Origin of the sequence: Streptomyces sp. NPDC099050, assembly GCF_044759865.1 — a bacterium.
GTDB lineage: Bacteria > Actinomycetota > Actinomycetes > Streptomycetales > Streptomycetaceae > Streptomyces.
The window spans coordinates 77115-101800 of the sequence record NZ_JBIWAE010000001.1; the positions used below are offsets into that span (position 1 = coordinate 77115).

General features: G+C 74.0%; 22 protein-coding genes and 1 pseudogene. 10 read left to right on the plus strand and 13 right to left on the minus strand.

From position 1 onward, the window contains the following. Nucleotides 1-5: 5 nt before the first annotated feature. From ACIQV3_RS00375 to ACIQV3_RS00385, 3 genes are all read right to left on the minus strand, one after another. Nucleotides 6-830: an MOSC domain-containing protein gene (locus ACIQV3_RS00375; RefSeq protein ID WP_403708121.1), complete on the minus strand. Its 825-nt coding sequence runs from the start codon at nucleotides 828-830 to the stop codon at nucleotides 6-8. Nucleotides 831-902: 72 nt separating this feature from the next. Continuing rightward, the gene (locus tag ACIQV3_RS00380) at nucleotides 903-1496 is read right to left on the minus strand and encodes a DUF6643 family protein (protein WP_389436859.1); all 594 of its coding nucleotides are present in this window, start codon (nucleotides 1494-1496) and stop codon (nucleotides 903-905) included. 257 nt (nucleotides 1497-1753) lie between these two features. Next, complete coding sequence (locus tag ACIQV3_RS00385) at nucleotides 1754-3010, minus strand: glycosyltransferase (RefSeq protein WP_403708126.1); 1257 nt, start codon at nucleotides 3008-3010, stop codon at nucleotides 1754-1756. 139 nt (nucleotides 3011-3149) lie between these two features. On the opposite strand from ACIQV3_RS00385, the gene ACIQV3_RS00390 reads away from it, so the two are divergent. Beyond that, nucleotides 3150-3968 carry a glutamate racemase gene (locus tag ACIQV3_RS00390; protein ID WP_403708129.1) on the plus strand — a complete coding sequence of 273 codons (819 nt, stop codon included), beginning with the start codon at nucleotides 3150-3152 and terminating at the stop codon, nucleotides 3966-3968. 103 nt (nucleotides 3969-4071) lie between these two features. Here ACIQV3_RS00390 and ACIQV3_RS00395 read toward each other — a convergent pair whose 3' ends face one another. Beyond that, complete coding sequence (locus tag ACIQV3_RS00395; protein WP_403708132.1) at nucleotides 4072-4968, minus strand: GlxA family transcriptional regulator; 897 nt, start codon at nucleotides 4966-4968, stop codon at nucleotides 4072-4074. Between ACIQV3_RS00395 and ACIQV3_RS00400 the strand changes: the two are divergent. After that, nucleotides 4952-5236: pseudogene (locus ACIQV3_RS00400) on the plus strand (protease); the annotation flags it as partial. The gene ACIQV3_RS00395 and the pseudogene ACIQV3_RS00400 sit on opposite strands and share 17 nt — an antisense overlap. Here the strand turns inward: ACIQV3_RS00400 and ACIQV3_RS00405 are convergent. After that, nucleotides 5205-6197, minus strand: a complete 993-nt coding sequence (locus ACIQV3_RS00405) for an ADP-ribosylglycohydrolase family protein (RefSeq protein WP_403708135.1) — start codon at nucleotides 6195-6197, stop codon at nucleotides 5205-5207. The pseudogene ACIQV3_RS00400 and the gene ACIQV3_RS00405 overlap by 32 nt on opposite strands. After that, nucleotides 6194-6841 carry a TetR/AcrR family transcriptional regulator gene (locus ACIQV3_RS00410; protein ID WP_403708138.1) on the minus strand — a complete coding sequence of 216 codons (648 nt, stop codon included), beginning with the start codon at nucleotides 6839-6841 and terminating at the stop codon, nucleotides 6194-6196. The genes ACIQV3_RS00405 and ACIQV3_RS00410 overlap by 4 nt, the downstream gene beginning before the upstream one ends. 90 nt (nucleotides 6842-6931) lie before the next feature. Here ACIQV3_RS00410 and ACIQV3_RS00415 point away from each other — a divergent pair, with 90 nt between their 5' ends. The 4 genes from ACIQV3_RS00415 to ACIQV3_RS00430 all read left to right on the plus strand — a co-directional run bounded on the left by ACIQV3_RS00415 (nucleotide 6932) and on the right by ACIQV3_RS00430 (nucleotide 10872). After that, the gene (locus tag ACIQV3_RS00415) at nucleotides 6932-8008 is read left to right on the plus strand and encodes an FAD-dependent oxidoreductase (protein WP_403708141.1); all 1077 of its coding nucleotides are present in this window, start codon (nucleotides 6932-6934) and stop codon (nucleotides 8006-8008) included. A gap of 97 nt (nucleotides 8009-8105) precedes the next feature. After that, the gene (locus ACIQV3_RS00420) at nucleotides 8106-8621 is read left to right on the plus strand and encodes a hypothetical protein (protein ID WP_403708144.1); all 516 of its coding nucleotides are present in this window, start codon (nucleotides 8106-8108) and stop codon (nucleotides 8619-8621) included. A gap of 76 nt (nucleotides 8622-8697) precedes the next feature. Next, nucleotides 8698-10353, plus strand: a complete 1656-nt coding sequence (gene lnt, locus ACIQV3_RS00425; RefSeq protein ID WP_403708147.1) for an apolipoprotein N-acyltransferase — start codon at nucleotides 8698-8700, stop codon at nucleotides 10351-10353. An 18-nt stretch (nucleotides 10354-10371) separates the two neighbouring features. Then, nucleotides 10372-10872 (plus strand): NUDIX hydrolase, encoded by a 501-nt coding sequence (locus tag ACIQV3_RS00430; protein ID WP_403708149.1) that lies wholly within the window; start codon nucleotides 10372-10374, stop codon nucleotides 10870-10872. On the opposite strand, the gene ACIQV3_RS00435 is transcribed toward ACIQV3_RS00430, so the two are convergent. Together ACIQV3_RS00435 and ACIQV3_RS00440 are read right to left on the minus strand one after the other, a co-directional pair. Continuing rightward, on the minus strand, nucleotides 10845-11645 hold the full coding sequence (locus ACIQV3_RS00435; RefSeq protein ID WP_403708152.1) for a trypsin-like serine peptidase: 801 nt from the start codon (nucleotides 11643-11645) through the stop codon (nucleotides 10845-10847). The two genes, ACIQV3_RS00430 and ACIQV3_RS00435, sit on opposite strands and share 28 nt — an antisense overlap. A 173-nt stretch (nucleotides 11646-11818) precedes the next feature. After that, nucleotides 11819-13333 carry a hypothetical protein gene (locus ACIQV3_RS00440; protein ID WP_403708155.1) on the minus strand — a complete coding sequence of 505 codons (1515 nt, stop codon included), beginning with the start codon at nucleotides 13331-13333 and terminating at the stop codon, nucleotides 11819-11821. 183 nt (nucleotides 13334-13516) lie between these two features. On the opposite strand from ACIQV3_RS00440, the gene ACIQV3_RS00445 reads away from it, so the two are divergent. After that, nucleotides 13517-14806, plus strand: coding sequence for an ATP-binding protein (locus tag ACIQV3_RS00445; RefSeq protein WP_403708158.1), 1290 nt, complete (start codon nucleotides 13517-13519; stop codon nucleotides 14804-14806). 363 nt (nucleotides 14807-15169) lie between these two features. Here ACIQV3_RS00445 and ACIQV3_RS00450 read toward each other — a convergent pair whose 3' ends face one another. From ACIQV3_RS00450 to ACIQV3_RS00470, 5 genes are all read right to left on the minus strand, one after another. Continuing rightward, nucleotides 15170-15847 (minus strand): hypothetical protein, encoded by a 678-nt coding sequence (locus ACIQV3_RS00450; protein WP_403708161.1) that lies wholly within the window; start codon nucleotides 15845-15847, stop codon nucleotides 15170-15172. After that, complete coding sequence (locus tag ACIQV3_RS00455) at nucleotides 15844-17475, minus strand: serine/threonine-protein kinase (protein ID WP_403708164.1); 1632 nt, start codon at nucleotides 17473-17475, stop codon at nucleotides 15844-15846. The genes ACIQV3_RS00450 and ACIQV3_RS00455 overlap by 4 nt, the downstream gene beginning before the upstream one ends. Nucleotides 17476-17597: 122 nt before the next feature. After that, complete coding sequence (locus ACIQV3_RS00460) at nucleotides 17598-18854, minus strand: Tm-1-like ATP-binding domain-containing protein (RefSeq protein ID WP_403709105.1); 1257 nt, start codon at nucleotides 18852-18854, stop codon at nucleotides 17598-17600. A gap of 48 nt (nucleotides 18855-18902) precedes the next feature. After that, a complete protein-coding gene (locus ACIQV3_RS00465; protein WP_403708167.1) occupies nucleotides 18903-19409 on the minus strand; it encodes an NUDIX domain-containing protein in 507 nt (168 codons plus the stop codon). A 30-nt stretch (nucleotides 19410-19439) separates the two neighbouring features. Beyond that, complete coding sequence (locus ACIQV3_RS00470; protein ID WP_403708170.1) at nucleotides 19440-20519, minus strand: cation diffusion facilitator family transporter; 1080 nt, start codon at nucleotides 20517-20519, stop codon at nucleotides 19440-19442. A 169-nt stretch (nucleotides 20520-20688) separates the two neighbouring features. Here ACIQV3_RS00470 and ACIQV3_RS00475 point away from each other — a divergent pair, with 169 nt between their 5' ends. Genes ACIQV3_RS00475 through ACIQV3_RS00485 form a run of 3 tightly spaced genes read left to right on the plus strand, consistent with a single transcriptional unit; the run spans nucleotide 20689 to nucleotide 24673 of the window. After that, nucleotides 20689-23037 carry an FHA domain-containing protein gene (locus ACIQV3_RS00475; RefSeq protein ID WP_403708172.1) on the plus strand — a complete coding sequence of 783 codons (2349 nt, stop codon included), beginning with the start codon at nucleotides 20689-20691 and terminating at the stop codon, nucleotides 23035-23037. Nucleotides 23038-23042: 5 nt separating this feature from the next. Further along, nucleotides 23043-23687 carry a hypothetical protein gene (locus tag ACIQV3_RS00480; RefSeq protein ID WP_403708175.1) on the plus strand — a complete coding sequence of 215 codons (645 nt, stop codon included), beginning with the start codon at nucleotides 23043-23045 and terminating at the stop codon, nucleotides 23685-23687. Next, a complete protein-coding gene (locus ACIQV3_RS00485) occupies nucleotides 23687-24673 on the plus strand; it encodes a serine/threonine-protein kinase (RefSeq protein WP_403708178.1) in 987 nt (328 codons plus the stop codon). Before ACIQV3_RS00480 ends, ACIQV3_RS00485 begins: the two co-directional genes overlap by 1 nt. Nucleotides 24674-24686 lie beyond the last annotated feature (13 nt).

Genomic DNA, 24686 nt, shown 5'->3' on the forward strand with positions numbered 1-24686 from the left:
CTCCCTCACGCCAGGACGCGGACCTCGTCGCCGACCCGCAGGGTCCCCAGCCGCACCGGCACCAGCTGCCGCCCGAAGGCCAGTGACTTCCCGATCCGCCGGTGCCTGGCCAGGGTCTGGAGGGGCTCCTTGCCCCGGAGCGCCGTCGTCTGGTCGGTGGTCGTCACGATGCAGCGCCCGCATTCGCGCGCCCCGCGGAAGACGGCGTCGCCGATCGCGAGGCGCTCCCAGCCGTCCTCGGCCCACGCCTCGGCTCCGGACACCACCACGTTCGGGCGGAACCGGTTCATCGGGAGCGGACCCTCCTCCGGATGGCCGCCTTGGGCGATCAGCGCGTTGAGCGCGTCCAGCGAGGCGAGGGTGGTGATCAGCAGCGGATAGCCGTCGGCGAGGCTCACGGTCTCGCCGGGCAGCGCGTACTGGGGATCGACCGGCCGGCGGACGGCCGGGTCGTCCAGGTGCACCAGATGGGCCGGTACGCCCAGGTACGCGGAGAACCAGTCGGCGGCGGCCCGCGCGGCGGGCACGGTCTCGATCTTCTTGCCGAAGAGCATCACCGGCTCCAGCGGACCCCGCCCCGGGACCTCCACCGTCAGATCCGCCATGCCCGGCGCCGAGACCTCGAACCCGCCGCCCCCCAGCGGGCGGGCCCGCGCCAAGGCCAGCCTCGGCTGCTGGCGTTGGGTGATGACCGCGCCCTCCGCGTCCACCACCGCCCAGCGGCGGTCACCGGACAGACCCCAGGGCTCCACGGCCACCTCGTCGGGTGCCGTCCCCGCCACCGATTTGACGGGATGGACGTGGAGCGCCTGGACACGCAGTTTCACCATGGGCAAATACTGCCAGCCTCCCTCACGGACTCCGCGGCGACCTCGTCGCGGGGGGCCGGCCCGGAGCGGCGGTCAGTAACCGCGCCCCTGCGGCTGGTACGGGCGCCCGTACGGATCCTCGAACGAGGCGGCCGGGACGGGCGCGGGCTGCGCCTGCATCGGACGCGGCGCGGCCGGGCGCATCGCCTCGTACCCGGTGCCCGTGGCGACCGGGCGGGGCTGCTGCGGCTGGGGCTGCGGAACGTAACCCGTGCGGGCCGCGAACGGCTGCGGCTGCTGTGGCACGTACGGCACCGGCGCCTGCTGGAGCGGCATCGGCATCGACATGGGCTGCGGCATGGGCGGCATCTGCTGCATCTGTTGCATGTGCGGCATCTGCTGGGGCGCGGCCTGCTGCTGGTACGGGTACCCGTACGCAGGGGCCTGCTGCTGTTGCGGCCGGGCGGGCGGCAGCGCCGCCGGGAGGGCGGGGAGCGCGGACGCGAGGGCCGGGAGGTACCCACCGCTCGAGTAGCCGGCACTCGGGGAGTCGTAGGCGGCGGGGACCCGGATCGGGGCGATCTGCGGGGTCCCGCGTTCGGCGACGAGGGAGTCGTAGATAGGGGTGTCCGGGAAGGAGGGCGCGGAGTAGTAACCGCCGCCATAAGTGGAGCGGGGGGAGGTCATGGACCTAAGTTAAGCCCACGACTTCACCGGGTCCATAGCGAGGTGCCGTCAACACCGCCCTGACCTGCATATTCGCAGGTCAGGGCCACAGCTTTCACTTCTTGTTCACGTGCACGATTTGGCCACTTCCGCCCCGTCTTGCTCCTACTCGTACTCACCGGTTGGGTGTTGCACGGATGATGCGCCGACCTGGCGCTGACGAAGCGTCATAACCCCGTGACCTCGGAGGACGTGAAGTCGAAGGGGGGCGTCCGGTTTCAGGCGTCACTGGGGCGGGCATAGGTACGGCCCTTCCATGCCGCTCCGCGTCCGCGGTAGTGCTGCACGGCCGAGTCGACGGTCATCAGGAGGTAGAGCAGCGCGGTGACCGGGAGGAGCGGCGCGAGGACCGCCGGCTGGCGGTAGTAGCGCAGCATCGGCAGGTAGGTCCCGGCCATCAGCAGCCAGGCCAGGCCGCCGGCCCAGGCGACGGCGGGCCGGCCGCCGGCGAGGCCGGCGAGGAGCGCGGCCGGCGGCACCAGGTAGACCAGGACCAGCCCGGCCACCGTCCCGGCCAGGAGGAGGGGCTGGTGGCGCAGTTGCGCGTAGGCGCTGCGCGAGACCATCCGCCACAGGTCGGCGAGGGAGGTGTACGGGCGCACGCTGTCCACCCGCTCCGCGAGGCCGAGCCAGATCCGTCCACCGGTGCGCTGGACCGCCCGGGCGAGCGAGACGTCGTCGATGACCGCCTGCCGGATCGACTCCGGGATCCCGGCCCGCACGGCGGCCTCGGTGCGCAGCAGGACACACCCTCCGGCGGCTGCCGCGGTGCGCGAGCCGGGGCGGTTGATCCGGCGGAAGGGGTAGAGCTGGGCGAAGAAGTACACGAAGGCGGGAACGATCAGCCGCTCCCAGACGCTGACGGCGCGCAGCCGGGCCATTTGCGAGACCAGGTCGAGGTCGGCGGTGGTCGCGGCGGCGACGAGCTCGCGCAGGCTGTCGGGTTCGTGGGCGATGTCGGCGTCGGTGAGGAGCAGGTACTCGGGTGCGGGGCCCGGACCGGAACCCGGACCCGAACCCGGGCTGGAACCGGGGGCGGGGTCCGGCCCGGGGCCCGGGCGGGCCGCGGGGCCCGGGCGGGCGCCGGAGCGGGCGTGTGCGATGCCGTGCCGGAGGGCCCAGAGCTTGCCGGTCCAGCCCGCGCCGGGCTCGCCGGGGGAGAGGACCGTCAGGGGCAGCCCGGCGTGCGCGTCGGCGAGCCGCCGGGCGAGGTCGCCCGTGCCGTCCGTACTGCCGTCGTCGACCAGGATGACCTGGGCCTCGCCGGGATAGTCCTGCGCGAGGAGCGAGGGCAGGCTGTACGGCAGCACCCCGGCCTCGTCCCGGGCCGGGACCACGATCGCGACGGACGGCCAGCGGGCGGGGGCGTGCCGGGGAGGCAAGCGCGTATCGGTTCGCCAGAACATGCCTTGGCCGAGGGTGAGCCAGAGCCAGACGGCGAGCGAGGCGCACGCGGCGACGAGGAGGTAACCCATCCCGGCAGTGTGCCGCGCGCGAGGCCGCGGGGAGCGGCGGGACACCGGGGTGGGGCGGCCGGGGTTCCGCGCGGGCGGGCAAGGGGGTGGTGGGGCCTGTTGCCTGGGGTGGGGTGGGGGGATCGATTAAGGTGACCAAGTGAAGATCGCCCTCATGGACTCCGGCATCGGCCTCCTCGCGGCGGCCGCCGCGATGCGGCGGCTGCGGCCGGACGCGGACCTGGTGCTGTCCTGCGACCCCGACGGGATGCCCTGGGGTCCGCGGACCCCGCAGGACCTCACCGGGCGGGCCCTCGACGTCGCGCGGGCCGCCGCCTCGCACCGGCCGGACGCGCTGATCGTCGCCTGCAACACCGCTTCCGTACACGCCCTGCCCGCGCTGCGCGCCGCGCTGGAGCCCGCGATCCCGGTCATCGGGACCGTACCGGCGATCAAGCCCGCCGCGGCCGCCGGAGGGCGCGTGGCCATCTGGGCCACCCCCGCGACCACGGGCAGCCCCTACCAGCGCGGCCTGATCCGTGACTTCGCCGACGGGGCGCGCGTCACCGAGGTGCCCTGCCCGGGGCTGGCCGACGCCGTCGAGGCCGGCGACGAGGCCGCCGTCGTACGGGCCGTGGCCGCGGCCGCCGCGCTGACCCCGCCCGACGTCACCGACGTGGTGCTGGGCTGCACCCACTACGAGCTGGTCGAGGCCCCCATCCGGGCCGCGCTCGACCGTCGCACCGGCGGCGGTGCGTACGTCTTCCACGGCTCCGCCGAGCCCGTCGCCGTCCAGGCCCTGCGCCGGCTCGGCGCCCGACCGGAGCCCGGCCTGCCGGCCACCGGCAGCCTGACCGTCCTGCTCAGCGGCCGCCCCGGCACGCTGCCGAGGCCGGCCCTCGGGTACGCCGAAGGCCGTCTGCTGGCCGGGCGGAGCACCGGGGTCGGGGAAGTCGTCGGAGGATCCGTCACGGGGTGACCGACCCCCCCGAGGGCTCGGACGTCGTGCGGCGCGACCTCGGCTGAGAGGTCAGCCGAAGAGGTCAGCCGAAGTGGTCGGCTTAAGACGTCACCTGAAGTGGTCAGCTGAACGCGCGGCGGTAAGCGTGGGGGCTGACCCCGGTGGTTCGCTTGAAGCGGTCGCGGAAGGCGGTGGGCGAACCGAAGCCGACCTGGGCGCCGATGCGTTCGACGGAATGCCGGGTGGTCTCCAGAAGGTGCTGTGCCTGGCGGATGCGGGCGCGGTGCAGCCACTGGAGCGGGGTGGTCCCGGTCTGTTCGCGGAAGCGGCGGATCAGGGTCCGCGTGCTGGTTCCGGCGCGGGCGGCGATGTCGGCCAGCGTGAGGTCGCGGGCCAGGTTCTCCTGCAGCCACGAGAGCACGGGTTCCAGCACGGAACCCCTGGGAGCGGGCGCGTGGTCGTGCACGATGAACTGCGCCTGCCCGCCCTCCCGCTCGAGGGGCATGACGGACAACCGGGCCGCGTCGGCGGCGACCGCCGAGCCGTAGTCCTTGCGGATCATGTGCAGGCACAGGTCCAGGCCCGCGGCGGCGCCGGCCGAGGTGAGGATCCGGCCGTTGTCGACGTACAGGACGTCCGGGTCGACCTCGATGTCCGGTGGATGGGTGGCGGCGAGGAGGCCGGCCTCCATCCAATGGGTCGTCGCCCGCAGGCCGTTCAGGAGCCCGGTCGCGGCCAGCGGGAACGTGCCCGAGCAGATCGAGGCGATGCGCGTGCCCTGCGCGGCCGCCGACAGCAGCGCGGCCCGGACGGCGGCCGGGAGCGGGGCCGTGGGGACGTCGGTACCGGGCACGATGATCGTGTCCGCGCCCTGGAGCCCCTCCAGCCCCCACGGCGCGCGCAGGGCGAAGGAACCCGCGTCGACCTCCGGCTGCTCCGCGCACACCCGGATCTGGTAGCCCGGGCGCCCGTCCGGCAGGCGGGTACGGGTGAAGACCTTCTCGATCGTGCTGACCACCGCGGCGGCCGCCGACCTCGCCCTGCTCATCCTTCCGGGCCAGGACGCCGCCCTCACCGCGCTGCCGGAGCCGGAGCCGGAGCCGGAGCCGGAGCAGGAGCAGGAGCCGGAGCAAGGACCTCAGCAGGGATCCGATCCCGATCCCGGTCCCCGTCCCGGTGCCCGGTCCGCCTCGCGCCTCGCGATGCTCACGGGGGTCTTCAATCTGCTGTGGGCCACGGTGACCGTCCTGATGATCATCCGTCCGGGCTCCGCCACGGGGGTCTGAGGATTGCCCAGCGGTTCCGTACCGCGGCCCCGGCCCCGGCCGTCGCGAGGCGCCGGGCCAGGTCCCGTAGCCCGGCGGCGTCCAGTACGTGGTCCCCGTAGCCCGGTACGGGGACGTGCAGCGGGGCCGTCCAGGACTCCGGGACCGCCGCCGCGCCGTACCGTGCCCCGGCCAGGGTGCCGGTCACCGCCGCCACCGTGTCGGTGTCGCCGCCCAGGTCCACGGCGGCCCGTAAGGCGTCCGCGAAGCCCGATGTGGTGCGCAGCGCCCACACCGCCGAGCCCAGGCAGGGCCACACCGCCCCGTTGAACTCGGTGGCCAGGTCCGGATGCCAGTCCGGGGCCAGGACCCGCGCGTACCGCTCGCGGTGGTCCGGATGCACCTGCGTCAAGGCCGGGGGGAGCGCGGCGAGGGGGTCCCCGCCGTCCAGGGCCACCCGTACGAGTTCGTGGAGGACGGCCGTCCCCTCCCACGCGGCCCGGTCCCCGTGCGTGAGCGCGGCGATCCGCCGGGCGGCGGCCATGGTCGCGTCCCGGCCGGCGGGGGCGAAGTACACCGCCGAGGTCGAGGCGCGCATGAGGGAACCGTTGCCCGCCGCCCGCGCGTTGACCTGGAAGTGCAGTGCGGCGGCCAGGTCCCACGGGTCGCCGCTCGTCAGCACGATCTCCGTCTGCAGCCCGATGTCCTTGGGGTCCCCGGCCGCCCAGCGCCGGAACCGGGCGAAGACGTCGGGGAGTTCCAGGCCGCCGCACTCCAGCAGGGATTCGCCGACCAGCACCGCCATCTGCGTATCGTCGGTGGCCTCGCCCGGATCCCAGCCGCCGCCCCCGCGCATCTCCTCGCCGCGGGCACTCAACTGCCCGGCGAGCCCGAACTCGTAGGGCGCGCCGAGCGCGTCCCCGGCCGCCGATCCGAGCACGGCGCCGACGGCACGGTCGATCCGGTCGGTCCGGTCGGTCACGGGCCCTCCTCCTCCGGTCCGGGTGAGGGGGATGGGGATGGGGATGCGGATGGGGATGGGGATGGGGATGGGGATACGGAGTCCAGCAGACCACGGGCGAAGGCGTCCAGGTCGTCCAGCCCGGCCGTGACCAGAGTGGCCGGGGCGCCCGTCAGGAGGTGGAGGACGGCTCCGTGGAGCGCGAGGGTGAGTGCGCGGGCCCGCTCCGGACCGGCCGACAGTCCGGCGGCGGCCAGCAGGTGCCCGAACGCCGCGAAGTCCGCCGCCGCGATCGGGTCCAGCAGCGCGGCCAGCCACGGTCGCCGGGTCGCCTCGGCCTGGAGCTCCATGTACGCCACGACGCGCGGCCGGCCGGCTCCGGCCGTATCGCGGAGCAGCCCGGCGAGCAGCGCGGAGAGTCCGTCCCGGTCGCCGGGTCCGGGGCCGGCCCCGGCGAGCCGGGCGGCGAGTTCCCGGTACTGCTCCAGGCAGCGCTCGGCGACCGCGCGCAGCAGCGTGTCGCGGGTCGGGAAGTAGTTTTTGGAGGTGCCGAGCGGCACGTCGGCCGCCGCGTCGACGGCCCGGTGGGTCAGGCCCCGCCCACCCGCCTCGGCGAGCACCTCGATGGCCGCGTCGCGCAGCCGGTCCCTGCGGTCCTGGTTCACCTTGCCAGCTTAACCACACCCGTGGTACCACAGGTGTGGCACCACAGCTGTGGTAGTCGAGTGAGGGCGACTCGAGCGAGGGGGTGCGCCATGGGCGCGAGCGTTGTGGGCAAGGGTGCGGAGCAGGGCTCCGCGGTGGTCGTCGGCGCCGGCGTCGGTGGTCTCGCCACCGCCATCGGCCTGCGCCGGGCCGGATGGGCGGTGGCCGTTCTGGAGCGCCGGGCCGAGCCGGAGCGGTACGGAACCGCCTTCGGCATCCACCCCACCGCCCAGGCGGCGCTGGACCGGCTGGGCCTCGGCGGGGCGCTGCGGGAGCGCGCGGTCCCGTACCGCGACGCGCTGATCCGGCGCCCCGACGGCCGGGTGCTGGCCGCCCTGCCGCTGGAGCGGATCGAACGCAAGGCGGGCCGCCCCGAACTCCTCATCTCACGGCCCTACCTGATCGACGCGCTCCTCGCCGAGCTCGCACGGCTCGGCGGCACGGAGATCGCGTACGGCCGGGCCTACGAGGCTTCGGCCGCGCGGGGCGCCGACCTCCTCGTCGGCGCCGACGGGATCAACAGCGCGGTCCGCACCGCTCGCTTCGACGGCGGGAGCCGGCCGCACGAGCTCGGCACCACGGCCTGGATCGGCACCGCCGGTTTCGAGACCGGCGTCTACGGCGAGACCTGGGGCCGGGGCCGCTTCTTCGGGATGACACCGGTCGAACCCGGTCGCACCAACTGGTACGCCACCGTTCCCGAGGCCACCACGGCCGAGGAACTGCGGGCCGCCTTCGCCGGCTGGCACGCCCCCATCCCGCGCGTGCTCGCCGACACCGACCCGCAGACCTGGATCCGCTACCGGATGCGCCACCTCCACCCGGCGCTGCCCGCTTTCACCCGCACGGCCGGACCCGGACCGGTCGCGCTCGTCGGCGACGCGGCCCACGCCATGACCCCGAACCTCGGCCAGGGCGCCTGCACCGCGCTCCTCGACGCGGAGGCCCTCACCCGGGCGGTCGCCGCGCACGGCCCCGGGGGACTGCCCGCCGCACTGCGCGCGTACGAGGGCGAGCGCCGCCGCAGCGCCCAGCGGGTGGCACTCGGCTCCCGGACCCTGCACCGCTTCATGACCGTCCGCCGCCCGGCCCTGCGCGACGCGCTCGTCGGCCTGCTGCCGGGCTAGCTGTATTGCCCCGGCCGGTCGGTCGGCCGGAACCTCACGTGCGACTCCGGTAGAGAGGTCGGTGGCGTCCCTGGGGAACGTGAGTACGCTGCTACACATGACGGGTCACCCTCCGGGGCCGCTCTGGACGGGGCGGGCCTCCAACCGTGTGCAGTGGCTGCTCGCCGGAGCCGGTGCGGCCTTCCTGGCGCTCGGGATCGAGATCGCCGTCGACCACGCCTGGGACGTCGGCATCGTCGCGCTGCTCATGGCGGTGATCGGCTGCCTCGCCGCGGGTCTGCTCATCCTCTTCGGCACCCTCGCCTTCGTGCACGCCGCCGTCACCGTCGACGCCGAGGCCGTCGAGGTGCGCTGCGGGCACATCGGGCTGCCGCGCCGCAGGATCCGGCTCACCGAGGTGGAGGCCGCCGAGTACGTGCCCCGGATCACCCCGCAGCAGTGGGGCGGATGGGGCTACCGCTGGCGCCCCGAGCGCGGCACCGCCGTCATCGTCCGGCGCGGCGAGGGCCTGGAGCTGCGGCTCGGCGACGGCAAGCTCTTCACCGTCACCGTCGACGACGCGCAGAACGCGGTCCTCGTGATCCGCGCCCATCTGCGCGCCCTGGCCCACTGACACCGCCACCGGCACCGGCACCGGCACAGGCACCGCCACCGGCACAGGCACAGGCAGGGGACGTACACTCCGCCAGATGAGCAGCAGTGCGACCCGCGCGGCCGGGAACGAAGCCGGGAACGAAGCCGGCAACCGAGCCGGCAACCAAGCCGTGAACGAAGCCCCGAACGACGAAGGGCGGGGGCCGGTGCGGGAGCCCGTGGCGGATTCCCCCCTGCGGCGCCGGGCCGCCCGGCTCGCGCGGCCCGCGCTCGCCGGCCTCTCCGGAGTGCTCCTCTACCTCAGCTTCCCGCCCCGTCCCCTGTGGTGGATGGCCCCCCTCGCCCTCGCCCTGCTCGGCTGGTGCCTGTACGGGCGCCGGGCGCGGGCCGGGTTCGGCCTCGGCGTGCTGCACGGGCTCGGATTCCTGCTGCCGCTGCTCGTCTGGACCGGGGAGGGCGTCGGCCCGGTGCCGTGGCTGGCGCTCGTCACCCTCGAATCCCTGCTGATCGGCCTCACCACCCTCGGCATCGCCCTCGTCAGCCGGCTCCCCGCCTGGCCGCTGTGGGGCGCCGCCGTCTGGATCGCCGGCGAGGCGCTGCGCGCCCGGGTCCCCTTCGGCGGCTTCTCCTGGGGCAAGCTCGCCTTCGGCCAGCCCGACGGGGTCTTCCTGCCGCTCGCCGCGCTCGGCGGCACCCCGCTGCTCTCCTTCGCCGTGGCCCTGTGCGGATTCGGGCTGTACGAGGTCCTGCGCGTCGGCGCCGACACCCGCCGGGCCACCGCCGCGCTGCTCGCCGCCACCGCCGTGGCCGCCCCGCTCGCCGGGGCGCTGGCCGCCCGGCCGCTGGTCTCCGACGCCGCCGAGGACGGCACCGTGGTGGCCGCCGTCATCCAGGGCAACGTGCCCCGCGCCGGATTCGACTTCAACGCCCAGCGCCGCCAGGTCCTGGACAACCACGCCAACCGCACGATCCGGCTCGCCGAGGACATCAAGCTCGGCAAGGTCGCGAAGCCGGACTTCGTCGTCTGGCCGGAGAACTCCTCCGACATCGACCCGTACGCCGAGCCCGACGCCTACGCCGTCATCGACAACGCGGTCAAGACCATCGGCGTGCCCGTCGCCATCGGGTCCGTACTGGCCCCGGAGACGGGCCCGCTGCGCAACACGATGATCCTGTGGGACCCGGTCAAGGGCCCCGTCGACACCTACGACAAGCGCAAGATCCAGCCCTTCGGCGAGCGCATCCCGATGCGCTCCCTCGTCCGGCTCTTCAGCTCCGACGTGGACCGGGTGCAGCGCGACTTCGGCCCCGGCAAGGAGCCCGGGGTCTTCGACATGGCGGGCAGCGGAGTCGGCATGGTCACCTGCTACGAGGCCGCCTTCGACGACGCCGTCCGCTCCACCGTCCGGGCCGGCGCCCAGGTCCTCGCGGTCCCCAGCAACAACGCCACCTTCGGCCGCACCGAGATGACCTACCAGCAGCTCGCCATGGACCGGGTGCGGGCCGTGGAGCACAGCCGGACCGTCCTGGTGCCCGTCACCAGCGGGGTCAGCGCCGTGATCCGCCCCGACGGCGAGATCGTCCAGCAGACCAAGATGTTCACCGCCGACGCCCTGGTCGCGGAGATCCCGCTGCGCTCCACGCAGACCCCCGCCACCCGCTTCGGCCCGCTCGCCGAGTACCTCCTGCTGGCCGTGGCCGCGGCCGGACTCGGCTGGACCCTCGTACGCCGGATGCGCCGGGCCTCGTAAGGTCCGTAAGGTCGGGGAATGACCACACCTGACTTCATCCGCACCCTGCGCGCCACCGCCGGACACCAGTTGCTGCTGCTGCCCGGGGTGACCGCCGTCGTCGTCGACGACGAGGGGCGGGTGCTGCTGGGCCGGCGCGCCGACACCGGGCGCTGGTCGGTCGTCGGCGGGATCGCGGAGCCGGGGGAGCAGCCGGCCGACACGGCGGTGCGCGAGGTGTACGAGGAGACGGCCGTGCGGTGCGTACCGGACCGGGTGGTGCTCGTGCAGATGCTGCCGCCGATCACCTATCCGAACGGGGACGTCTGCCAGTTCCAGGACATCACCTTCCGCTGCCGGGCCACGGGCGGCGAGGCGCGGGTCAACGACAACGAGTCGCTGGAGGTGGCCTGGTTCGCACCGGACGCGCTGCCCGAGCCGCTGGAGTCCTTCGCGGTGGACCGGATCCGCCAGGCCCTGCGGGACGAGCCGACCTGGTTCGCGGCCCCCGCTCAGCCGTTGTCGGACGCCTCGCGGTAGAGCTCCACCGCCTGGTCGCCCATGACCGCGCTGTACGAGACCTCCGGCACGGTCCCGCCGCCCTCGTAGCCCCCGAGGACGCCGGCCAAGGCGCCGTCTACGAGCCAGGGGCTGCCGCTGGTGCCGCCGCTGAGGTCCGGGCACTCGATGCGGCGCTGGGTCCCGGAGGACAGGGTCGTGGTGTTGGCGCAGTACAGCGGGGAGTCGTCGCGGCTCGGGTAGCCGACGACGGACACCGTGGCGCCGGCCGGCTGCCGCGGCGCGACGGGGAAGCCCCCGACCAGGTCCTCGATCCGCAGGTCAGCCCCCTGCTCACCGTCCAGCGGAGCCACCGTCGCGAAGGCGATGTCCTGGTCGGGGTCCTCGCCGTCCGTCCAGCCCGGAGCCACGTAGGTGCCGGTCAGCTTCCACAGGCCGTACGGGGCCCTGCCCTCGCGGTAGCCCGGGGCGAAGGTGGTGGTCTCCGGGCCGCCCAGACAGTGCGCGGCGGTGACGATCACGTCCCGGTCCTGGCTGCGCACCACGGAGGCGGTGCAGAAGTGCCCGTCGTCGAGGCCGCCGGCGAAGAGCGCGCCGACCCGCCCGGCCGTCTCGTCGGCCGGGGCCGTGACCGTGACGCCGAGCGGAGGTCCGGCGGGCGCGTGGGGGACGTCGACGCCGAGCAGGGCCGTCATGACGGCCAGGGCGAGCGGGATCCGGGCGAGGCGCCTGCCGCGGGCACGGGCACGGGCGCGGGAGCGGCGGTCCGGTCGGGAGGGAAGGCGCTGGATCATGCTCCGAGCCTTGCCGGGCAACCTGTGACCGGGGCCGGGGAGTCCCTGTGAATCCGCTGTGAATCACCGGCGCGGATCCGCCGGGGATCCGCGCCGGGGATCCGCCGTGCGTCACCCCCCCCGTGGCGGTGCTGCGGCGGCCGACCGAAGGGGTGCCGCCCGTCAGCCGCCCCTCAGCCGCGCCGCTCGTACACCGTCACCCGGCGGCCGCGGACCTGCCGGTCCTCCACCACGGTGAACTCCGCCCGCAGCACGGCCGCCTTCGCCCGGTCCGCGGGGGACGCGGAGGGCTTCGCCTTCTTCCCCGAGTCCGTCACCAGGAGGACCCGCCGCTGCTCGCGCAGGGCCGCCGAGATGCGTGCCGGGGAGGCCTCCTCACCCTTGAGGGTCCCCGACTCGGCGGGGCTCCGGACCAGCGCGATGTCCTTCAGGCCGGCGAACGCTCCGGGCGAGACCAGCGCGGTGTCCCGCCGGGCCGCCGGGACGAAGAGCACCGCGTCGCCGTCGCGCTTCAGGGCGGACACCTCCCCGGCCACCGCCAGGACGTCGTCCACCCGGCTGGCCGGCGACCGGTCGGCCAGTGCCACGGGCAGCAGCGCCACCGCCGAGACCGCGACCACGACCGGCACGAGCGCGCCCGAGGCCCTCGGGTACCGGGGCGCGAGGGCCCGTACGGCCGCGCTCAGCGCCGCTCCGATCAGCAGGGCCATGCCCAGCATCGAGAACAGCACGTACCGGTCCAGGAACAGTGGCTGGATCAGCGAGGCGGCGGTCAGCCCCAGCAGGGGCACCGCCAGCAGCGGCAGTCCGACCGAGGCCGCCGTCAGCCGGGCCGGGAGCCCGGTGCGCGGCCCGCCCCGCAGGTCCGCCCACGCGGCCAGGCCGCCGACCGCCAGCAGGACGCCCGGGCCGATCAGCATGTGCCAGGTCAGCGGCGGTATCCAGGAGACCTGCCCGGACTGGGTCCGGCTGAACAGGATCAGCGGCAGCGCCCCCGCCACGGCCGCCGCCGAGGCGAGCAGCCAGGGCGCCATCACACGGCGACCGGCGCCCGCCCACCACAGGGTCACCGCGTGGGCGGGCAGGATCAGCAGGGAGAACCAGTTCAGCAGGGCGCAGACCAGCACGAGGGCCCCGTACGCCGTCCAGCGCGGCCACGTCCGTCGCCCGGGACGGGCTCCGACGCCGGCTCCGGTGCCGGAGCCGGCGGCCGCGATCAGTGAGACCAGGAGCAGCGTGGACAGTCCGGCGCCGCCCGCGACCAGCGCGTACGACCGGCCCTCCTGGAGCTGGAACTGCACGGCCGGCAGCAGCCCGAGGGCCAGCCCGCCGCCCAGTCCCGCCCACGGACCCGCCAGCCGGCGCCCGATCAGCGCCACACAGCCCGCGGCGACCGCCACCGCGAGCACCGAGGGCAGGCGCAGGGTGGTCGTGCTCGCCCCGAACACCTCGAAGAGCGCGTGCATCAGCAGGTAGTACAGGCCGTGGACCGCGTCCACCTGTCCGAGCAGGTGCCAGATCTCGCCCGGGGAGCGCTCCGCCACCTGCCAGGTCGCCGCCTCGTCCCGCCACACGCTGTTCTGCCGGGAGAGCCCCCACACCCCGAGCGCCAGGGTCCAGAGGACCGGAACCAGCCACACGAGGTACGGCCGCCGGACACGGGCGGCGGCGGATATGTGGGAACTCATGAAAGCTCGACGATCCTCGGGCAGCGGTTCGGGCGGAAAGCACCAGTCTATGGACGATACGGAGGGTTCCCCGACCGGGTGTTGTGCACGACGGAGCGTGATCGAGCGGCCCGCCCGCCCCTAGCCTCGCGGCAGCAAGGTGCGCAGCAGGCACGCAGGAGCACGAACGAGGGGCGGTACCCGGTGAACTGGCTGATCCACGACTACCGCGAGAGCGATCTCGCGGCCGTTGTCCATCTGATCGACACCACGGCCGAACTCGGCCAGGAGTCGGTCTTCTCACTCGCCGAATGCATCAGCGCCCTCACCGACCGGCAGCCCTGCGTGGTCGCCGTCCACCAGGGCGTCCCCATCGGCGCCGCCCTCGCCTGTGTCACCGGCGAACGCGCCTGGGTCATGCGCATCGCCATCGCCGCCGGCTGGCGCGGCCGGGGCCTGGCGAGCGCGCTGCTCGTGGAGCTGGAGCGGCGGCTCATCGCCGCCCGCGTCGGGCGCATCGCGTACGTCCTGCCCGAGGAGGACCTGCTCGGCGAGGGCCTGCTCAACGCCGGCTACACGCGCCAGCCCGCCGTCGCCTACTTCGAGAAGACCGAGCCGCTGCACGGTCCGGCCGCCGGTCTCCTCGACGACCTCGGCGGCCGTTTCCTGCCGAACGACCTGTGGGCCAAGGTCGCCGGCATGGAGACGGAGAAGGACCTCATCGAACGGCGCGTGGTGCTGCCTCTCGCCGAGCCCGAGCGGGCCGCCGCGCACGGGGTGCGGCCGCCGCGCGCCATCACCCTCTTCGGCCCGCCCGGCACCGGCAAGACCACCTTCGCCCGGGCCATCGCCTCGCGGCTGGGCTGGCCCTTCGTGGAACTGCTGCCCTCCCGCCTCGCCGACGAGGGCAACCTCGCGGCCGCGCTGCGCGACGCGTTCGCCCGCATCGCCGAGCTGGAGCGGGTCCTCGTCTTCATCGACGAGGTCGAGGAGATCGCGCCCGTGCGCACCGAGCCCGCCCAGCCCGGCGGGATCCACGGGGTGACCAACGAGCTGCTCAAACTCATACCCGGCTTCCGCGAGGGCGACGAACGGCTGCTGGTCTGCGCGACCAACTCCATCCGCTCCCTCGACCCGGCCTTCCTGCGCCCCGGACGCTTCGACTACCTGATCCCGATCGGCACCCCGGACGCGGGCGCCCGCGCCGCGATCTGGGCCCGGTACACGGCCGGCCGTCCCGATGTGGACGTCGCGGCGCTGGTCGCGGCGAGCGAGCTGTTCACCCCGGCCGACATCGAGCACGCGGCGCGGATCGCGGCGCAGGTGTCCTTCGAGCGGGACCTGGAGGCGGTGGGCGCGCGCGGCGCGGCGGCGGCCCAGCTGGGCGCGAGCACGGAGGACTACCTGGAGGCGGTGGCGCAGTGCCGGCCGACGGTGACCCCGGCGATGACGGGGGAGTTCGCGGCGGACATCACCGCACACGCCCGCTTCTGAGGGAGGAGCGGGACCGAGCTGCCGCCCGCCACGGACGGGCAGGCGGAAATGGCCCGCAGCCACTCCCCAAAGCGGCTGCGGGCCTCCCGCGCGGACTTGGCATCCGTGCGGGACGGCCACGTTCCGTTGGGGTGTGTCGCCGGCTGGAACGTGGCAGCAAGGGTGCCGTGAGGGCCGCATCCCTGATGCCCTCGCCAACACGTTCCAGTCTTCCAGGGGCGGGGGTGGCGGCGCCTCGGCCGCACGGCCACGGTCACCCCGGCCGGAAGGACGGGACGGCGTGCTCGGGCCGTTGGCCGAAAGGCGGACCGGGGTTGGGCAAGGGGCATGGCCTTCGCCGTGACGACTTCCGCCAGGGACGACTTAGGGGCGGCAGCGGTACGTGAACTCCGCCGCGGCCGTCCGCCGTACGGGGGAGACGATCTGGAGTTCGGCCTTCGCGGGGTAGGTTCCCGCGCCCTGGAAGGTCCACAGCAGGTGCAGCCGGGCCTCCTTCCGGCCGCTCGGCACCCGCTCGCTGAGCTGCTCCGAGTGCGTTCCGTCACTGCGCAGCCAGCGGTACGCGAGCACCCCCGGCCGCCCGTTGGTCCGTACGACGGCCACCACATCGGCGGTCCCGTCGCAGCCGGGCCCGCCGGCGTCGGCGGCCTCGGTGGACACCACCACGTCCCCGACCTCCAGGGCCGGGCCGTAGCGCTGCCAGCCCAGGTAGCAGAGGACTCCGATCAGGACCGCGGCCGCCAGGGTGTAGCGCCGCCACTCGCGCCGCCGGCGGGGGGCCGGGGCGGGGTACGGCGGGAACGGCGCGGGGAGCGCGGCCGTCACCCCCGGTCCGAAGCGCAGGACCGAGCCCTCGACCCGGTCCGGCACGGCCCCGACCGGTACCTCGAACCGCGCGGTGGAGCCGGTGCGTTCGGTCCCGCCGTCGAGGCCGAGCCGCGCCGTCCGCTCCGTGCCCGCGGGGGGTCCGGTGATCCAGTGGCTGCCGAGCACGGTGGCGCTGTAGTCGTCGTCGCCCTGCGGGGCGTGGGGATCGCTCATGCCGGCTTGCACCCCCGGATGTAGATGCTCTGGACGGAACTCTGGTTGGCGGCGGCCGGCTTGGTGGTGGCGCGCACGCTCCAGTAGCAGCCGGCGCCCTGCGCGAAGGTGTGCGCGAGGGTCTGCGTGCCGGGGCTTCCGGCGGTGAACTCCACGCTCTGGCGACCGTCGGGAACGGTCAGGGCGCCCTGGGTGTCGCCGGTGAACCACTCGACGACCAGGGTGTACGGGCCCGCGCCGTCGCTGTCGACGGAGAAGGAGGCCGCGGTGGTGCCCGGTGCCGTCTGCCGGAAGGAGGTGACGTTCACCGCGGAGATCTTGACGGACGGGGAGGGGGACGGGGTCGGCGTGGGGGTCGGGGTCGTGGTGGGCGGCTTGGTCACCGTCCAGGTCGGCTTCGGTGTGGGCGTGGGGGTGGGTGTCGGCGGGGGCATCGTGTAGCCCGGACTCGGGGTCGCCGACGGGGACGCGGACGGACTCGGACTCGGCGTCGGCGTCGGCGTCGGTGAAGCCGACGGGCTCGGGCCGGGCGCCGGTGTGGCCGGGCCCGGCGCCGACGCGCTCGAGGTGGCGAACGCGTTGAGCGCCTGCGCGCCGCGCGGCTCCGAGCCCACCGCCTGGTAGCCGAGTACGGCCACCAGCCCGAGCACCAGCGCCGCTCCAGCCGCGAGCAGCCCCCGCCCGCCCGGAGCCCAGCCCGGCGCGGGCGGCGGCAGGACCGTCGTGGCCAGTGCGGTGGTGCCCTGCGCCGGGGCTCCCGCGGAGGGGAACAGCAGGGGCAGCAGGGCCGCCAGCGCGGCCAGCTTGCGCTGTCCGCGTTCCTCCCACTGGGGCCCGTACGCCGCCAGGGCCACCGACTCCAGTTCCACGACGAACGCCTCGGCGTTCTCGGGCCGTTGTTCGGGAGCCTTCGCCAGTCCCCGCCGGATCAGCGGGCGCACCGGCTCGGGTGCCTCGGTCTCGGGGACCGGGGCCTCGATGTGCTGGACCGCGAGCTCGGCGAAGTTCTGTCCGTCGTAGGGCTTGCGGCCGGTGAGGCATTCGAAGAAGGTCGCCGTCGCCGCGTACACGTCGGCCTCGGGCGACGCGGGCCGGCCCTGCCACTGCTCCGGGGCCATGTACGCGGGCGTGCCCGCCGCCCCGGGCGTCGTGCCGAGGGGGGTGGCGATCCCGAAGTCCACCAGCTTGGAGGCTCCGTCGGCCGCGACCAGGACGTTCGCCGGCTTGTAGTCCCGGTGGACCACGCCGGCCCGGTGGGCGTCGGCCAGGCCCAGCAGGGAGCCCTTCAGCAGCACCAGCGCCGCCTCCGGGCCGGTCCGTCCGCACTGCTTCAGCAGGGCGTTGAGCGGGATGCCGTCGACGAGCTCCATGACGATCGCGGCGCCGCCGGGCGCCTCGACGTACTCGTACAGCCCGACCACGTAGGGGGAGCGCAGGGCGCCGAGCAGTTGCGCCTCCGCCCGGAACTCCCGGACGAAGAGCGGGTTTTCGAGCATCCGGTCGTTCAGGTACTTCACCGCGACGGCCGTGCCGGTGCCCTCGTGGACCGCGAGGACGACACGGCCGCTGGCGCCCGAACCGAGCTCGCGGACCTCCGAGTAACCGGGAACCGACCACACGCCGTTCATGCCTTCCCCCTTGCCGTGGCGTGACCGCGCCCCGGAGCCCGTCGTTCCGTGGACCGGCCACCACCTGGGACACATTTCCGCCACGGCCGGTTCCCCTGTCGGGGGTACCTCCGCGCCCGGGGTCAGGCCGCCGCGGCCCGTGCTCCGATCATGGAGTGCAGCCGGTCGGCCGCCGCCCGCCCGAAGTCGGGATCGTTGATGTGGGTGTCGTAGTCGTGGATCCGGGCGGCGCTGCCCCGCAGCCCGTCGCGCAGCGCCGAGAACAGTGCCCCGTCGGCGTCGGGGTCGTGGTAGGGCCCGCCCGGGGCGCCGAGCGTGGACAGCCCGCGCAGGGGCACGCAGACGGCCGTGGGACCGGTGGCGGTACGGAGTTTGGCGGCGACCCGGCGGCCCAGTTCGGCGCACTCGGCTTCGGTCGTACGGATCACCGTGATCGAGGGGTTGTGGACGCGGACCCGGCGGTACCGGACCCGTTCGGGCAGGCTCTCCATCGGGCCGAACTTCACCATGTCCAGCGCCCCCAGGCTCACCACCTGCGGGATCCCGGCCCGCCCGGCGGCGCTGAGCCGGTCGGGCCCGGCGGTGAGGATGCCGCCGCACAGGTCGTCGGCGAGCTCGCTGAGGGTGAGGTCGAGGACGCCCGCGAAGATCCCCTGGCCGGCCAGGGTCTCCAGGGTCCGGCCGCCGGTGCCGCTGACGTGGAAGACCAGGACCTCGTATCCCAGTTCGGTCAGGCGTTCCCGGGCCGCGTCCACGCCCGTCGTGGTCACTCCCGCCATGCTCGCCGCGATCAGCGGCCTCGGCCCCGAGCCCAGTTGGGCCGGCCGGCGCAGCTCCAGGGTGGAGCGGGCGTAGGCCTCGGCCATCCCGGCGACGGCCGCGACGGCATTGGCGAGGACCGGCGCGGAGACGCTGTTGATCCCCGCGATGTCCACGACGCTGTACATCATGGTGATGTCCGCGGATCCGACGTACGGGGCCACGTCCCCGGACGCCATGGACGAGACCATCACCTTCGGGACGCCGAGCGGCAGGGCGCGCATCGCCCGGGTGGCGATGGAGGTCCCGCCGCTGCCGCCGATCGCGAGGACTCCGTGCAGCCGGCCTTCGGCGTGCAGGCGTAAGAGGGTCGCTTCCGCGCCCCGGGCCATCGTGGTCACGGCCGCACCCCGGTCGGCGGCCTCGCGCAGTGCGGACAGTTCCGTTCCCGAGGCCCGCGCCACCGCTTCACGCGGTATGTCGGCGGGCACCCGGGGCTCGTTCATGATTCCTGTGTCGACCGTGATCACTTCGACGCCGGCGCGCAGCAGCCTCTCGCGCAGCCAGCCGTACTCCACACCCTTGGTGTCCAGGGTTCCCACCAGCACGACGTTCGTCATGCGTGCAATGTCCATGCATGTAGGGTTTGTTGGCAAGTAAAGGTCAGGTCAACCCTCGGTCGCCAGCAGGTCCAACAGCCGTTCCACGAACGGAATCTGAGACACCACCAATTTGGTTCTGGCCACCTGGGGGGTGAACCACTCCACCCGGTCCAGCTCGGGGAACTCCGCCGTCCGCCCCGATTTCGGCGGCCACTCCATGGTGAAGGTGCCGGGCACCATGAGGGCCGGATCCAGGTCCGCGCGTACCGCCCAGATCGTCACCAGCTTCCCGCCGGTCATCCGCACCTCACCCAGCGGCAGGTACGGACCCTCCGGCGGCGGCAGCCCGATCTCCTCCTCGAACTCCCGGCGGGCCGCGTCGCGCGGGGTCTCCTCGGGGCCGTACTCGCCCTTGGGGATCGCCCAGGCGCCCGCGTCGCGGCGCTCCCAGAGCGGGCCGCCCATATGGCCCAGCAGTACCTCGATGGATGAGGGCGAAAGGAGGGAGGACGTGCCGTCCGTCGTGCCGGGCTGCCTGAACAGGAGGAGCCCGGCGCTGCGCTTCGCGGTCATGACCCGATGCCTACCCCGTCCGGGCCCACCTCAGTGGTCGTGCGGGCCCTGGCGGTGGACCGGGCCGTGGGCGTCCGCGCAGTGCGTGTCGGACGCCCGGTCCTCGCCGGGGCGGCCCACCGTGAGGAGGGAGTCGTGGGCGTGGTCCACCTGGAGGGTGGTGTGCGTGATCCCGTACTCCTTCGCCAGCAGCGCCTCCAGGTCCCGGCGCACGGCGTGGCAGTCGCCCTCCGGGGCCACCAGCACGTGCGCGGACAGGGCGGCCTGCCCGGAGGTGATGGTCCAGATGTGCAGGTCGTGGACCTCGGTGACCGGCGGCTGCCCGACCAGCCGGTCGCCGACCGTGTCCGGATCCACGTGCGCCGGGGCGGCCTCCAGGAGGATCCGGCCGGACTCGCGGACCAGTCCGTAGCCCGCCTTGACCATCAGGACGACCACGACGAGCGAGGCGATCGAGTCGGCCTGCCGGAAACCGGTGGTGAGCACGATGAGACCGGCGACGGCGGTGCCGATGAAGGCGAACAGGTCGTTGAGGATGTGCTGGTAGGCGCCCTCGACGGCCAGGGAGGTGCGGTTCGCCTTCGAGATGCACCAGGCCGCCACGATGTTGACGACGATCCCCGCCAGCGCCGTCACCAGCACCAGCCCGCCCTCCACGGGCGGCGGATCGAGCAGCCGCCGTACGGCCTCGTACGCCAGCCAGACCGCGAGCAGCAGCAGGGTGAGGCCGTTGGCCTGGGCGGAGAGTATCTCCGCCCGCTTGAGGCCGTACGTGAAACCGCCGCGGGCCGGCCGGGCGGCCAGCCGCATCGCGATCAGCGCGAGGACGATCGAGACGGCGTCCGTCAGCATGTGCGCGGCGTCGGAGATCAGGGCCAGCGAGTGCGCCAGGACGCCGATGACCACCTCGATGGCCATGAAGCCCGCGATCAGCCCGAGGGCGATGCCGAGCCAGCGCCGGTCCGCGTCGGCGGCGACACCGTGGCTGTGACCCGCGTGACCGTGGCCGTGACCGTCGGGGCCTTTGTGACCCTCGTAGCCCTCGTAGCCCTCGTAGCCCTCGTGGCCGGCGGTGCCGTGGTCGTGCGGCGCGGGATCGTGCGTGCTCATGGTGTCCCCCGTGAGTCGTGGCGAATCGCTCGCGCGTTCCGCTTCGCCTGAAGTGAAGCGCACCTGGAGGCGATGGGCAAAGGCTGCAACGGGGACCGTTGTCATTACCCATAACGCCGCCCTGACCTGCGGTTATGCCGGGTGCTCCGGATCGTGGGAAAATCGCCCCATGGCCCAGCGCCCCGGTGTGCCGACCGCCCCAGAGCTCCTCCTGGAAACGGACAGGGGCTCCACCGCGATGAGCCCGCGCCGGACGTACCACGTCGGCCGGGACCCCCTCTGCGAGATCTGCCTCGACGACGCCCGCGTCTCCTGGCACCACGCGATCCTGCGCCCGGACGGCGACCACTGGACGCTGGAGGACGAGGACAGCACCAACGGCACGTGGGTCGACGGCCACCGCATCCGCGAGTGGGCGGTCGGAGTCGGCAGCGAGCTCCGCTTCGGCAGCGCCGCCGACGGACCGCGCGTCCGCTTCGCCGAACCCGCCGCCACCTCCCGGCCCTCCTCGGTCTCCCGCCCGGACATGACCAGCACCTTCCGGCAGCCGACCTCGGTCCGCCCGCTGGCCGACCGGGCCGCCGTCCGCATCGGCCGCGCCCCCGACAGCGACCTCGTCATCGACGACCTCGTCGTCTCCCGCCACCACGCCGAACTGCGCGCCCGCCCCGGCGGCGGGTACGAGATCGTGGACCTCGGCAGCCACAACGGCACCTACCTCAACGGGGCCCGCCTCACCGGGGCCGCCGCCATCGGCGAGGGCGACATCGTCGGCATCGGCCACTCCGCCTTCTGCCTGGTCGGCGACCAGCTGCAGGAGTACGTGGACACCGGCCGGGTCTCCCTCGACGTCCAGGACCTGGGCGTGGCCGTCGACAACGGCCGCAAGACCCTCCTCGACCACGTCACCTTCCCCGTCGGCGCGACCACCCTGCTCGCGGTGGTGGGCCCCAGCGGCGCAGGAAAGTCCACCCTGCTCGGCGCGCTGACCGGCCTGCGCCCGGCCGACCACGGCACCGTCTTCTACGACGGCCGCGACCTCTACCGGGACTACGCCGAACTGCGCAGCCGCATCGGCCTCGTCCCGCAGGACGACATCCTGCACGCCCAGCTCACCGTGCGCCGCGCCCTCGCCTACGCCGCCGAGCTGCGCTTCCCGCAGGACACCGCCAAGGCCGAACGCGAGGCCCGGGTCGACGAGGTGATCGGCGAACTCGGCCTCCAGCAGCGCGCCGACCAGCCCATCCACAGCCTCTCCGGAGGCCAGCGCAAACGGGTCTCCGTCGCCCTGGAACTGCTGACGAAGCCCTCCCTGCTCTTCCTGGACGAACCCACCTCCGGGCTCGACCCGGGCATGGACCGCTCGGTGATGAACATGCTGCGCGGCCTCGCCGACGACGGCCGCACGGTCATCGTCGTCACCCACAGCGTGCTCAACCTGAGCGTCTGCGACCGCCTCCTGGTCCTCGCGCCCGGCGGCCGCATCGCCTACTACGGGCCCCCGGACGAGGCGCTCGGCTTCTTCGGCTTCGACCAGTGGCCCGAGGCCTTCGAAGCCTTCGAGAACGAGCGCGAACGCGACTGGGCCGGGGAGCACCGGGCCTCACCGCTGTACGGCCGCTACGTCGACGTCGCCGGCCGGGTGCCGGCCGCGGGAGTCGACGCATGGGCCGCGGGCATCCCGCCGAAGCCGCCGCCCAAGGCCCAGAGCTGGGGTTCGCAGCTCTCCACCCTCATCCGCCGCTACGCCGCCGTGCTCAGCGCCGACCGCACCTTCCTGATCATCATGGTCGCCCTGCCGTTCGTCATGGGCGCCATGGCCCGGGCCCTGGCCGGCAGCGAACTCAACGCGGAGACGGCCCTCAACGCCCTGTTCATCCTCTGCGTGGGCGGGGTCCTGACCGGAGCCGCCAACGCCGTCCGCGAACTGGTCAAGGAACGCGTCATCTACCAGCGCGAACGTGCCGTGGGGCTGTCCCGGTCGGCCTACCTGATGTCCAAGGTGGTGGTCCTCGGCGCCATCACCATCGGCCAGGCCGTGGTCCTCACCCTGGTCGGTCTCGCCGGGGTCAAGACCAACGCCCCCGGCGGCAAGGGGCTCTTCATGCCCCCGCTGATCGAGATCACCCTCGTCGTCGCCCTGCTGTCCGTCACCGCCATGGTGCTCGGACTGCTGATCTCCGCCCTGGTGACCAAGGAAGAGGTCACCATGCCGCTGCTGGTCCTGCTCACCATCGTGCAGGTCGTCTTCTGCGGCTCCCTGCTGAAACTCACCGGGGTCCCCGTCATCGAACAGTTCGCCTGGTTCGTGCCGGCCCGCTGGGCCATGGGAGCGATGTCGGCCACCATCGACATCGGCGCGATCGTGCCCGGCAAGATCACGCAGGACCCGATGTTCGACCACAAACCCCGTCTGTGGCTCATGGAGGTCGCGGCCCTCGCCGGCCTGGCCGTGCTGTTCGGTTTCCTGGTGGGCCGCGTGCTGCGCCGCCACGAGCCGGCCGTCATGCGGAAGTAGCCGCGATGACCAGCCCCGGCCAAGCCGCGGAATTCCGGCCCACCCACATCGTCCCGCAGGACGGACTCCCCGCGTGGGAGACCCCGGACCTGTCGCGCCCCACGGTGCCCCTGGACGCCTTCCTGCCCGTACGGCTGCTGTCCCGGCGCGGGGAATGGGGGGAGATCCTGTGCGCCAACGGCTGGTCCGCCTGGGTGGACGGACGCCTGCTCCTCGCCGTGCCGCAGCCCCCGCCGACCGGCGGGCGCCCGCTGACCCGCGTCGAGGACCCGCAGCCGCTGCTCACCCGGTGCGCCGAGGAACTGGAACGCTACCGGCGGGCCGTCACCGACCTCGCGGCCGGACGGCTCGACCCCGAATCCTTCCGGCGCTCCCTGCGGGGACTGCGCGTCGGCGTCGTCGTCGACGGGGAGTCCGTGTGGCTCTACGACGAGACGGCGGGACGGTGGATGTACGGGGACGGGAGCCGTCTGGCCACCTACGCGGTCGTCGCGGGACCCGGTGCCCCGCCCGCGCCGCAGACACCGCCGCAGGAAGCCGACACCGAGGGCCAGGGCGACGTAAGAGATGTTCCGCGTGCACCGCACGTGCCGGACGTTCCGCACGAACCCACGAAGATCGTGCGGCTGCCCGGGCCCGAGGCGCGCTGATGGGCTCCGGTCCGGCCCCGGAGCCGTTCCGCGGGCGCGAGTCCGACCTGCGGGGGCGGCGGATCGCCGGGTACGTGGTGGAGGCCGAGATCGGGCGCGGGGGGATGGCGGTCGTCTACCGGGCGCACGACGTACGGCTGGACCGGACGGTCGCCCTGAAGCTCCTCGCGCCCGAACTGGCGCGCAACGACGTCTTCCGGCAGCGGTTCGCGCACGAGTCGAAGGTGGCGGCGGCCATCGACCACCCGCACATCGTGCCCGTCTTCGAGGCGGGGGAGACCGACGGCATGCTGTACATCGCCATGCGGTTCGTGGCCGGACAGGACCTGCGGGCCATGCTGGACCGGACGGGCCCGCTGCCGGTGGACGCGGCGGCCCGGATCGCCGGCCAGGTCGCCTCGGCCCTGGACGCGGCGCACGCCCACGACCTGGTGCACCGGGACGTGAAGCCCGGCAACATCCTCGTCGCGGGCGGTACCGACAGCGAACACCCCGAGCACGTCTACCTGACGGACTTCGGCCTGACGAAGAAGTCGCTGTCGCTGACCGGGTTCACGAGCGTCGGGCAGTTCGTCGGCACCCTGGACTACGTGGCGCCCGAGCAGATCGCCGGGAAACCGGTCGACGGTCGGTGCGACGTCTACAGCCTGGGGTGCGTGGTCTACGAGATGATGGCGGGCGTCCCGCCGTTCCAGCGGGACGAGGACATGGCGCTGCTGTGGGCCCACCAGTACGATCCGCCACCGCCGCTGACCTCGCTGAGGCCCGACCTCCCGCCGGGGGTGGACGAGGTGCTGGCCCGGGCCCTCGCGAAGTTGCCCGAGGACCGGTGGGGGAGCTGCCTGGAGTTCACGGGGGCGCTGCGCCGGGCGGGCGCCGGGGAGGGCGCGGGAGTCGGCGTGGCGGCCTTCGCCCGTGCGCCCGCCCCGGCGCCGTCCGACGGGCCGCCGCCGCCACCGCCGAGGTGGGCACTGCCGGTGTTCTAGGCCGTCCCGCCAG